The organism is Roseovarius halotolerans, assembly GCF_900172255.1.
GTDB lineage: Bacteria > Pseudomonadota > Alphaproteobacteria > Rhodobacterales > Rhodobacteraceae > Roseovarius > Roseovarius halotolerans.
On record NZ_FWFU01000001.1, the window covers coordinates 1337062 to 1348440 of the forward strand.

Annotated in this window: 11 protein-coding genes and 1 tRNA gene; 8 read left to right on the plus strand and 4 right to left on the minus strand. The window is 62.3% G+C overall.

Annotated features, from left to right (window positions below):
- Positions 1-45: 45 nt before the first annotated feature.
- The 6 genes from ROH8110_RS06475 (at position 46) to ROH8110_RS06500 (ending at position 6291) form a co-directional block, all read left to right on the plus strand.
- A tRNA-Arg gene (locus tag ROH8110_RS06475) sits at positions 46-122 on the plus strand.
- 623 nt (positions 123-745) lie between these two features.
- Positions 746-1582 carry a glycosyltransferase family 32 protein gene (locus ROH8110_RS06480; RefSeq protein ID WP_170156428.1) on the plus strand — a complete coding sequence of 279 codons (837 nt, stop codon included), beginning with the start codon at positions 746-748 and terminating at the stop codon, positions 1580-1582.
- Between the two features lie 94 nt (positions 1583-1676).
- The gene (locus tag ROH8110_RS06485; RefSeq protein WP_085816831.1) at positions 1677-2141 is read left to right on the plus strand and encodes a (2Fe-2S)-binding protein; all 465 of its coding nucleotides are present in this window, start codon (positions 1677-1679) and stop codon (positions 2139-2141) included.
- Positions 2138-4378 (plus strand): xanthine dehydrogenase family protein molybdopterin-binding subunit, encoded by a 2241-nt coding sequence (locus tag ROH8110_RS06490; RefSeq protein ID WP_085816832.1) that lies wholly within the window; start codon positions 2138-2140, stop codon positions 4376-4378. The genes ROH8110_RS06485 and ROH8110_RS06490 overlap by 4 nt, the downstream gene beginning before the upstream one ends.
- A 46-nt stretch (positions 4379-4424) precedes the next feature.
- Positions 4425-5477 (plus strand): AbrB family transcriptional regulator, encoded by a 1053-nt coding sequence (locus ROH8110_RS06495; RefSeq protein WP_085816833.1) that lies wholly within the window; start codon positions 4425-4427, stop codon positions 5475-5477.
- Positions 5478-5535: 58 nt separating this feature from the next.
- Positions 5536-6291, plus strand: coding sequence for an SDR family NAD(P)-dependent oxidoreductase (locus ROH8110_RS06500; protein WP_085816834.1), 756 nt, complete (start codon positions 5536-5538; stop codon positions 6289-6291).
- A gap of 11 nt (positions 6292-6302) precedes the next feature.
- Here the strand turns inward: ROH8110_RS06500 and ROH8110_RS06505 are convergent, their stop codons facing one another.
- The 4 genes from ROH8110_RS06505 to ROH8110_RS06520 form a co-directional block, all read right to left on the minus strand.
- Positions 6303-7085, minus strand: coding sequence for an ion channel (locus ROH8110_RS06505; protein ID WP_085816835.1), 783 nt, complete (start codon positions 7083-7085; stop codon positions 6303-6305).
- Positions 7086-7138: 53 nt separating this feature from the next.
- The gene (locus ROH8110_RS06510; RefSeq protein WP_085816836.1) at positions 7139-8974 is read right to left on the minus strand and encodes an ABC-F family ATP-binding cassette domain-containing protein; all 1836 of its coding nucleotides are present in this window, start codon (positions 8972-8974) and stop codon (positions 7139-7141) included.
- A 112-nt stretch (positions 8975-9086) separates the two neighbouring features.
- Positions 9087-9830, minus strand: a complete 744-nt coding sequence (locus tag ROH8110_RS06515; protein ID WP_085816837.1) for a GNAT family N-acetyltransferase — start codon at positions 9828-9830, stop codon at positions 9087-9089.
- 77 nt (positions 9831-9907) lie between these two features.
- Positions 9908-10363, minus strand: coding sequence for an outer membrane protein assembly factor BamE (locus ROH8110_RS06520; protein ID WP_085816838.1), 456 nt, complete (start codon positions 10361-10363; stop codon positions 9908-9910).
- A 185-nt stretch (positions 10364-10548) separates the two neighbouring features.
- On the opposite strand from ROH8110_RS06520, the gene ROH8110_RS06525 reads away from it, so the two are divergent.
- Complete coding sequence (locus ROH8110_RS06525; protein ID WP_245962735.1) at positions 10549-11004, plus strand: YceD family protein; 456 nt, start codon at positions 10549-10551, stop codon at positions 11002-11004.
- Positions 11005-11156: 152 nt separating this feature from the next.
- A complete protein-coding gene (rpmF, locus tag ROH8110_RS06530; protein WP_085816840.1) occupies positions 11157-11363 on the plus strand; it encodes a 50S ribosomal protein L32 in 207 nt (68 codons plus the stop codon).
- Positions 11364-11379: the final 16 nt, after the last annotated feature.

The following is an 11379-nucleotide window of genomic DNA, read 5'->3' on the forward strand; positions in this document are numbered from 1 at the left end:
GCCCCCTTGCATTGCCCGGCGGCAAAGTCTAAATCCCGCCCTCACGGACCGATAGCTCAGCTGGATAGAGTACCTGACTACGAATCAGGGGGTCGGGGGTTCGAATCCTCCTCGGTCCGCCACTTACCCCCCTCCTTGAATTTCATGACTCCCACATTTGCCGCTGCGCCCTTCGCCTGAAGATGGCGGAGCACAATTCAGGCTGTCTTCCATTTCCTTGAAAGCGCTTCGTGCAGCGCGAAGTCATCTCGATAGAAGTTTGACAGAAACCGGCTGACGCGATCGCTTTCAAGTTCCTTCATGTCTTGGTGTGCAATGGGCTTTGAAGTCCTTTTGCCAAGTAATCGCACAGGATACGCAACGGCCGATGACCGAACTGAATGCGTCCCAAGTTGTGACACCCGTCGATCCTGGACCTGAAACACCGTCGAATTCGTCAAGTTGTCCGGCCTCGTTGTCGATGGAAGAGTCATCACAATCAGAGATGTGAACAACTCAGAACTCCTTTGAGTGACGAACGATCATGGACATCGAGTCTCGCCGCGCGCTTCAAAATGCTGCTTTGCAAAATCGGTTTAAGTTTGAAGATTATCCAACAAGAGCTCTAAAGGAACCCGCGAATGCTACACGGGTTTGACATACCGAAACATTAATTCGCCACAAAAATGGGCTTTTCATCGGGTGAATTTGACACCTGAACCTGCAAAGAACGGTCGTCGGAAGAGCGAAAGGACATTTTATGCCGTTGATTGACAAAACAATTCCGGCACGGGTGCCCTTGCCGCATGGCGAATCCCGCCGCATCCCGCCGCTGATCTTCCAGACGTTCAAGACCCCCGAACTGCCCAACCTCATGTATGAGGCCGTACAAAGCTGGATCGAACATAATCCCGGATTCGAATACCGCTTCTTTGACGACGATGCGCAGGCCGCATTCATCCGGGACAATTTCGACCCTGACGTCTTCTCCGCTTATCAGAAGATCGAAGGCGGAGCCTTTCGCGCCGATCTCTGGCGCTATTGCGTTCTCTGGATACATGGCGGGGTCTACGCCGATATCGACACGGTCTGCCGCAGCGATCTGACCCGGAGCTTGCGAGCCGAGGACGCATTCGTCGCGCCCGACACGGGCGGGAATGTCCCCTCGGCCGTGTTCAACGCCTTCATCGCCGCAACACCCCGTCATCCGTTCCTCAAGCGCGCGATCGACCGCGCGACCGGGCTCGTTCTCTCAGAAAGACCTTTTGTCGGTTATGAGATGGTCGGTCCCGCCAATCTTGGCGCGGCGATCAACCTCACCACCGGACGCCCCGAAAGAACACCCATGATTGCCGGCACATACGACCACGCCGGAAGCCCTTGGCGGATCATCGAAAAGCGCCCTGCCGGCAACGGGGAGCGGCGGCGCGTCGTTGATGGCGACATTACGCTTTTCAATACCGAATATGACGAATACCGCGACGAACTCGCCACGGTCGGTGTCCGGCATTGGCATCTCGACGAACCGCGCATCGGCCCCCTGCGAAAACTGGTACGCCGGTGGAAACGGGCTGCGATGCTTCGGAAATCGAGAACTGACTGACCCCGCGGCCCACATGCGCGCGCATCAAGCCTCTGGACAACTGAACGGATCGGTTTACCCTGAAGGATGATCATATTCTCCACGGGACCGAGACATGAAACTGACCGTCGACGGCACCGAGCACGAGCTCGATATCGAAACCGACATGCCGCTTCTATGGGTGCTGCGCGACGAACTGGGCCTCACGGGCGTGAAATATGGCTGCGGGATCGCCGAATGCGGCGCCTGCATGGTTCATATCGACGGGCAGGCCGTGCATTCATGCCAGACGCTCGTCGGCGATGTCTGGGGCGAGGTGACCACGATCCACGGCCTCGCGGCCCCCGGCACGCTCCATGCGGTGCAGGCCGCATGGGTCAAGCACCAGGTGGCGCAATGCGGCTACTGCCAGTCCGGTCAGATCATGCAGGCCGCCGCATTGCTGGCGCAGACGCCGGACCCTACCGATCAGGAAATCGACGACGCCATGAGCATGAATCTCTGTCGCTGCGGCACCTATCCGCGCATCCGCGCGGCCGTCAGGACCGCCGCCCGGACCCTGCAAGAGGGCACCCAATGAGCCGCGCCGGGAAAATCGCGCGCCGGACGTTCCTGACCGGCTCGATCGCCACCGCCGGCGGCGTCGCCTTTGGCGTCTACATGTATCGCCGCCCCTCGGCGAACCCGCTCGCTGCGGGCCTGCACGAGGGCGAGGCCGCACTGACCCCTTATGTGCTCATCCGCCCGGACGGCGTCACGCTGATCACACCGCGCGCCGATCTCGGACAGGGCGCGGCGCATGTCCAGGCCCTCCTGATCGCCGAAGAGCTGGATATCGAACTTGACCAGGTCGGCCTTGATCCCGGCCCGCCAAGTGCCGCCTACTACAACACCGCCCTTTCACGCGAAGCGCTGCCCTTCGCATCCACCAACGAATCCCGCTTGGCCGAAACCGCCCGCTCGCTGATGGATGCGCCGATCAAGTTCCTGGGCATCCAGATCACCGGCGGCTCGACCACCGTGCCCGATGGCTGGCAGAAACTGCGTGTTGCCGGTGCGGTCGCCCGCGAGACGCTGAAGGCCGCCGCATCGCTTGAAACCGGCCTGCCGGTCAGTGACCTTCGCACCCGTGGCGGCGCGGTGCTGCTGCCCGATGGCACCCGCCTGCCCTATACCGGGCTGGCCGCCCGCGCCGCCGAGATCGACCCGGTCACCGACGTTACCCTGCGCGACCCATCCGCATGGCGACTGATCGGCAAGCCGACCATGCGCAGCGACATCACGGCGAAATCGACCGGCCAGCAGCTCTACGGCATCGACGTGACCCTGCCCGGCATGCTGTTCGCCGCGCTCCGCACCAATCCCCGGCAGGGCGGCGAGATGCTGGGCTATGACGCGTCGCGCGCCGAAACCATGCGCGGCGTCCACAAGATCGTGCCGGTCACCGGCGGGGTCGGCGTTCTGGCCGATAACAGCTGGCGCGCCATGCGCGCGGTCGAGGCCATTCGCATCGATTGGGGTCCCGCCCCCTATCGCCCGCATCAGGGCGAACACTGGCGCGCGCTTGAAAACAGCTTCACCGACAAGCGCCGCGACAGCCGGTTGCGCAATGACGGCGATGTCGATGCCACCCTCGCGTCCACCACCCCGCTCGAGGCCGAGTACCGCGCGCCTTACCTCGCCCATGCACCGCTTGAGCCGATGAACGCGACCCTGCAGATCAAGGACGGGAAAGTCGATATCTGGACCGGCACCCAGATCCCGCGCTTCGTTCAGAAGAACGTCGCAAGCGTCGTCGGCGTGAAACCCGCACAGGTCCATGTCCATGTCACGATGAGCGGCGGCAGTTTCGGCCACCGGCTCGAAGACATGATGGTGCGCCGCGCTGCCGAACTCGCCATGCAAGCCGATGGAAGGCCGGTCAAGCTGACGCTCTCGCGCGAAGAGGACATGGCGCATGACTACCCCCGACAGATCGCCATGGCGCGTGGCCGTGGCACCGTTTCGGGCGGCCATGTGCAGGCCTTCGACCTTGGCATCGCCATGCCCTCGATCATGCGCTCTCAGATGCGCCGGCTCGGTATGCCGATGATGGGTGCCGATCTTCAGATCGTCGCGGGCGCCTGGGACCAGCCCTTCGCCATCCCCGATTACCGAGTGAGCGGCTACCGCGCGCCCGACCTTGCGCCGATCAGCTCCTGGCGCTCGGTCGGCGCCTCGACCAATGGCTTCTTTCACGAGAGCTTCCTTGATGAACTGATCCACGCCGCCGGGGCCGACCCGCTCGAGGAACGTCTGCGCCTGTGCAACCACGCCCCTTCGCGCAAGGTGCTCGAAACGGTGGGCGAGATGTCGGACTGGGGTGCGCCCTTGCCCGAGGGGCGCGCGCGCGGCATCGCCTTCTGCCTGTCCTTCGGCACCCCCTGCGCCGAGGTCGTTGAGGTCACCGTCACCGAGTCCGGCATCCGTATCGACAAGGTCCATGTCGCCGCCGAGGTGGGCCGCGTCATCGATCCGGTGAATTTCGAGAACCAAGTGCAAGGCGGCGTCATCTGGGGCCTGGGCCATGCGATCCTTGCCGAAACCACCTATGATGACGGGATGGCCGAACAGAGGAATTTCGACAGCTTCCGCTTCATGCGCATGTATCAATGCCCCGAGATCATCGTGCGCGGGCTGGAAAACGATTCCCGCGTGCGCGGCATCGGCGAGCCCCCGGTGCCCCCTGCCGCGCCTGCGCTGGCCAATGCGATCTTCGCCGCGACCGGCATTCGCCTGCGCCAGATGCCCTTTGTCCGGGACATGGATTTCGTCTGACCGAAGCGGGCCTTGCCTTGCCCCGCCGCTGGTGCTTCAAGAAGGCATGCGCCACCTTCTCACAACGCTCCTGCTTCTGGCACTCTCCTCTCTCAGCGGGCTTCTCGCCCGATCGCTTGGCTTGCCGCTGCCCTTCATGATCGGGCCATTGATCCTGACCGGAATCATCGCCACCGCCCTGCCCGAGCGCCTTCCCGAAGGCTACAAGTTTCCCCCCGGCCTGCGCATCGTCTTCATTTCGGTGATCGGGCTGATGATCGGCGCTCAGGTCACGGCGGAACTGCTTGCCGCCGCCCCGCGCCTGATGCTCAGCTTCGCGGCGCTGACCTTGTTCACCGTGACCGCCCATGCTTTCAACTACACGGTGTTTCGCCGTATCGGCGGCTATGACCGGGCCACCGCCTTTTACGCGGCCACACCGGGCGGGCTCTACGAATCCATCGCCCTTGGCGAAGAGGCCGGCGCCGACATGGCCCGCCTCATGCTGCAGCAGTTCCTTCGGATCATCGTGGTGGTGACGGTCCTGCCCCTTGGTCTGCAAATCTGGCTGGGCCAGCCGGTCGGCAGTTCGGGTGGCATGACGCTGGCGCGTCACGCCGTGCCTTGGTCCGACCTGCCCTGGATCGTGCTGGCCGGTGGTGCAGGCTACCTTCTGGGGCGCGTGCTGCGCCTGCCCGCCGGGCAATTGACCGGCCCTCTGGCACTGGCGGCAATTCTGTCGGTCAGCGGGCTTTACCCGCTCGATATTCCGCAATGGCTGGTGAATGTGGCGCAGATCGTGATCGGCAGCGCCCTTGGCATGCGCTTCACCGGTATCAGCCGCCGCCTCATCCTGCGCGGCACGCGCCTTGCACTCATGTCAGTGGGCGGGATGCTGTTGCTCGCGGCTTTCTTCGCCGAAATCCTGCATGTCGCCGTCGGCGAACCCTTTGACGTCATGCTCATCAGCTTTGCCCCCGGCGGCGTGACCGAGATGGCATTGATCGCGCTCTCGCTTCAGGCCAACCCGGCGCTGGTGACGCTGCACCATATCTGGCGCATCCTGATTACCGTGGTGGGGCTCGGCCTCTCCGCACGCTGGCTGCGCCGCCACCTTTGACAGGTTTCCGTGCCTGCGCTATCTGAACACACGTTCATTTAAGGATCGGAGTCTCGCCATGCGCATTAACGAAACCGCCGCCATCGTCACCGGGGGGGCCTCGGGCCTGGGTGAGGCCACCGCACGCCATTTCCGCCAGATGGGCGCCGATGTCACGATTCTCGACCGTGACGCGTCGCGCGGCGCCGCCGTGGCCGAGGAAATCGGCGCAGGTTTCGCAAAAACCGATGTGACCGACGAGACCTCTGTGCGCGATGCCATATCTGCCGCGCGCAATCATATGGGCCGGATCACCGCCGCGGTGAACTGCGCCGGGATCGCCACCGGCCAGAAGACCCTTGGCAAGGACGGCCCGCATGACCTCGACGCGTTCCGCCGAACCATCGACATCAACCTCGTGGGCACCTTCAACGTCGCCCGCCTCGCCGCTGCCGAAATCGCCCGCAACGACCCCGGCCCCGACGGCTCGCGCGGCGTGATCGTCAACACCGCCTCCATTGCCGCCTTTGACGGGCAAAAGGGCCAGACCGCATATGCGGCGTCCAAGGGTGGCATCGTCGGGCTCAGCCTCCCAATGGCGCGCGATCTGGCGCGCGAAGGCATCCGTGTCATGGCCATCGCGCCGGGGATCTTCCTGACACCGATGATGCAGGGCCTGCCCCAGGAGGTTCAGGATCAACTGGCGCAGGACGTGACCTTTCCCAAACGTCTGGGCGACCCGGCGGAATACGCCGCGCTCGCGCGCTTCATCGTGGAATGCGATTACCTCAACGGCGATGTGATCCGCCTCGATGGCGCCTTGCGGATGCAATAGGCCCGCCGCCTCTAGATCGCGCCCTCGGTCTCGATCTTGAGGTCATGACCGCAATGCTTGCAGTGGATCGCGTCGGTATCATGCTTTAGCAGCCCGCATTCGGGACACTTGTGCTTGACCTTGGCAGGCGAAAAAATCGACCGGACCAGTTGCAGGAACAGGCCCACGCCGATCACCATGATCCCCATCGTCAACAACCGCCCCCAGGACGTGGTCATGACGATATCCCCGAATCCCGTCGTGGTCAGGGTCGCCACGGTGAAATAGAGCGCGTCGATATAGTTGTTCAGATCCGGCTCGTTGCCGCCGCGCAGGGTATAGACCACCGCCGCCGTCGCGAAGATGAACACCAGCAGGTTGACCGCCGCCAGGATCGGGTCCTCGTAGCGCCGGAAAAAGGTCGCGTCCCTGCGCAAGTCACGCAGCAGGTGGTAGGAATGCACCAGTCGCAGCGACCTCAGCACCCGCAGCATCGCCAGTTCCTGACCATAGAACGGCGTCGCGATCAGTGACGCAAGCACCACGAAATCCGCCAGCACATAGATCCGGCGCAACAGGCGCATCCGGTTGGAACTGATCCAGAACCGCATCACCAGATCGGCCACGATCACCACGCCGATCAGAACATCCGCAATGAAGATCGCCCGCGTCAGTGGCAACGGCGCAGTCGCAAGGAAGAAGAGAATCGAGCACGCGTCGAAAATCAGAAGCCCGTAGCGAAAGTTCGTGGCACGCTTGCTGCGGCCCTCATAGAGCAGCCTGATCCGATCCTTGACTGTCTTGTCCTCTGGCATCCGCGCACCGACCTTATACCGACGTGATACCGACGTAATACCGAGAGGGGTTTTCAGCCAGCATTTTCCGCCTTTTCCTCAAGCATCAGCCACTCGTCCTCAGCCTTCTGCAAAGCCGTCTGCCTTGTGCTCAAGGCCTCGGTCGCCTTTTGAAACTTGATCGGTTCACGGGTGAACAGCTCCGGATCGGCCAGCAACTCCTCGAGCCTGGCAATCTCCCCCTCGAGCCTCGCCATCTCGGCCGGCAAGGCCTCCAGCCGGTGCTTTTCGGTAAAGGACAACCCGCACCGCATGGTCTTCTCTGGCCCCTTATCCTGCTTTGGCTTCGGCTTGTAGTCTATTGTTTTCTTGCTATTTTTTTCCGCCGGTCCTTGCGCCCCCGAACCCCTCTGGCTCTGGTAATCCGTCCACCCTCCGGCATAGACCGTCGCCCGGCCATCGCCCTCCATCGCAATGGTCGTCGTCGCCACCCGGTCCAGAAAATCGCGGTCGTGACTGACCAACAGCACCGTGCCGTCGTAATCGTCCAGCAGTTCCTGAAGCAGGTCCAGCGTCTCGATATCAAGATCGTTGGTCGGCTCATCCAGCACCAGAAGATTGCTTTCCCGCGCCATCAGCTTGGCCAAAAGCAATCGCGCTTTTTCACCACCTGACAATGACTTAACAGGCGCTCTCGCCTGTTGCTCGTCAAACAGGAACTCCTTGAGATAGCCCACCACATGACGCGGATTGCCGCGCACCATGACCTGGTCGGCCTGCCCTGAAACGCGCATCTCCTTGTCGCCTGTCAGGCTGTCCCAGAGCGTCATTTCGGGCTCCAGCTGGGCACGCGCCTGATCGAACACCGCCGGCATAAGGTTGGTGCCGTGATCCACCGTCCCGCTATCCGGCTCGATCTCCTTGAGCAGCATCTTGAGAAGCGAGGTCTTGCCAACGCCATTCGGCCCGACAAAGGCGATCCGCTCTCCCCGCTGGATGCGGATGGAGAAATCGTTCAGGATGACGTTTCCATCGTAAGCCTTTGATATACTTCGCGCTTCTATCACGCGCTTGCCCGATTTCGGCCCGGATTCCAGCGCCATCGCCGCGGCGCCCTGACGTTTGATCTGGGCGGCGCGGTCGGCGCGCATGGCTTGAAGGTTTCGCAGGCGACCCTGATTGCGTTTGCGCCGGGCGCTGATTCCCTCGACGGCCCAACGGGCCTCGGCCTTGATCTTGCGGTTGAGCTTGTGGCGGGCTTGGTCTTCTTCTTCCCAGACCTTGTCGCGCCAGCTTTCGAAGGCTTCGAAGCCTTTTTCCTGACGGCGAATAATTCCCCTGTCTATCCAGAGGGTTGCACGCGTAAGCTCACGCAGAAATGCGCGGTCGTGGCTGATCAGAACAAAGGCCGCGCGGGTCTGTTTCAGCTCAGCCTCGAGCCAGGCGATCGCCTCGATGTCGAGATGGTTCGTCGGCTCGTCCAGCAGCATGAGATCGGGTGCTTCGGCCATCAGCTTGGCCAGCGCCGCGCGGCGCCGCTCGCCGCCCGAAGCGGTCGCGACGGGTGTCGAGGGGTCGAACTTGAGCCCCTCTGCCGCCATCTCGACGCGGTAGGACTCAGCGGCGTCCAGGGCGCTTGAAGCGAAGTCACCCAATGTGGAAAACCCCGACATTTCAGGGTGTTGCTCCATGTAGCCCACACTGATTCCGGGGGTGAGCACGCGCGCACCACTGTCGGCTTCAACCAACCCCGCCATCACTTTCATCAGGGTCGACTTGCCCGATCCGTTGCGGCCCACGAGGGCCACGCGGTCGCCGGGCTGCACGACAAGGGACACCCCGTCGAACACGGGGTCTCCGCCGAAGGTGAGCGAAACATCGGAAAGTTGCAGAAGCGGTGCGCGAGCCATGTCAGCGGGCTATCCCGCCGCCTGTCAGCCGTCAAGCGGCGACAGCGAAACCGGCATCGGTATCATGTCGGTATGACGTCGGTATCGCGTCGGAATCACAGCCGCGGCGCGGCTAACCCGCCACCGCCCGCAAAAGTCGCTTTCGCGCGGGCGGAATCGCCGCGATCTCGAGGCCGGTAAACACATGCAGCGTGTCGAGCTGACGGTCGACCACGGCGTGATCGCTGACCCATCCCCCCATCACGAGATAGCTGCGCAGCAGCGGTGGCATCCGCAACATTCCCTGTTTCGCATCGGGGCTGCGGCGCCCGAGCTTTTGGGAAAAACGGAACACGGCGGGCGCCTTGACGCGCGGCAGCCAGCGTCGGGGCGCGATATGGCGATGCGCAAGCATGGTGAAGGCATCCAGGTGGGCCTGCGCGTCGGCACCCTGAAACGAGGAACAGCCAAACAGCATCTCGATCCCGCGCGCATCGACGAAACGTGTCATCGCGCCCCAGGCGACCCGCATGATATCAGGATCCTTAAGGCCGGGGCGGATGCAGAAACGGCCGAGTTCGACCATCGGACCATCAAAGCTGGACAGGGCGGAGAGTTCGTAGAACTGCGCCGAATAGCTGCGGCCGATCTCTGCGCCGCCGGTCAGGGGCAGAAGGCGAAAGCAGCAGACGAGCTGCCCGCTGTTCACGTCCTCGATCAGGAAATGCGCACAGACATCGTCAAAGGTATCGCGATCAAGCGTGCCGGGCGGCGCAGTCCGAAGAAAGGCCGCGCCGCGCAATTCCTGCGCGGCACGAATATCCGCAGCGTTCTCTGCGATGCGCGCCTTGTAGCGCCCCCTGCTCAATGCCGGCATGACAATGATCCCAAGCCACGGGAAATCTGTATCCGGCGCAGCCCTAGCATACAAGCTGTGACGCAGCTGTGACAGGATCAGTTGAAGATCTGGCCGGGATCGATATTGCCGATATTGCTGATCATCTGGCGGATGAAGTTGTTGTTCACGACCGAGTTGTCTGTGACCCGGCGCGACAGCGGCACGACTTGACCGTCCTCGAGGCCGAAACGCTCGATATTGGCGATGGTGTCGGTCTCGTTGAAGCTGATCGCGAGCACCTGGCGTTCGACCACCTCGGGGCGGAACATGCCATATTCCCGAATCCGGCTGCGCACATAGTAGTAATCGCCACCCTCGAGCACTCCGCCCATCGTGGGCGGCCCGACGACGTCATCCACCGAGGCCCGCGTATCGACGCCGACGACCAGCTGCTGAAGATCCTCTTCAGGTGGGATATACCCGTGATTCTTGTAGGTCGCCGAGCAGGCCGTCATGGCAAGAAGGCTCATGGCGGCCAGTGCGCCGCTCAATCGTTTTGTGATACCAATCATCCTCGCCCTCTTGATCTTGGCCCGACATGCCTTTTATCCCGCTTACAACAAGGTGGCCCACTGGTTCAAGAAAGGAAGACTCCGGCTTGGCACAGCACGACACGACACCGAAGACGGTATTTCGCATAACCGAGCTGTCGCCGCACAGGCCACTTGGCTTTAATTTGCGGCCGGACAACGCCACGATGGAGCGAATTCGCGTCCATCTTGACCTGATCGCCCTGCGCAAGCTGTCTTTCACAGGCGAATTGCATTCAGAAGGCAAGCACGATTGGCGGCTGGATGCGCGCCTGGGTGCGACGGTGGTGCAGCCCTGCGTCGTTTCGCTGGACCCGGTGACGACGCGGCTGGACGAGGATGTGAGTCGGCTTTTCGTGGCGGATATGCCCCAGACGCCCGAAAGCGACGAGATCGAAATGCCCGAAGACGAATCCGTCGAGCCGCTGCGCGATACGATCGACCTTGAAGCGGTGATGATCGAGGCGCTGACACTGGCCCTGCCCGACTATCCACGTCGCAACGAAGCCGAACTGGAACAACGCACATTCACGCCGCCCGGTGCCGAGCCGATCAAGGACGAAGAGACCAAGCCCTTTGCCGGACTTGCCGGGTTGAAACAGAAACTCGAACGTGATGAGTGAAGCTGGAAAAAATCACTTGCCCTGACCCGGATTCGCTGTATTTTCGCGCTCTCATCGGAATTTGGGGTTGAACCGAAGGCTCGCTAACGATTAAGAGCCGCGGACACTCGTGAAACCGGGCCATGATGGCCCACAGGAATTGAGGTTGCGACATGGCTGTCCAACAGAACAAGGTATCGAAATCGCGCCGCAATAACCGCCGGGCACATGACTCGCTGGTTGCGGCCAACCCGAACGAATGCCCCAATTGTGGCGAACTGAAGCGTCCGCACCATGTCTGTGCGGCGTGTGGCCATTATGCCGACCGCGAAGTCGTTGCCATGGTTGACGAAGTCGATCTGGACGAAGACGCGGCCTGAACATTCAGAAGGCGAG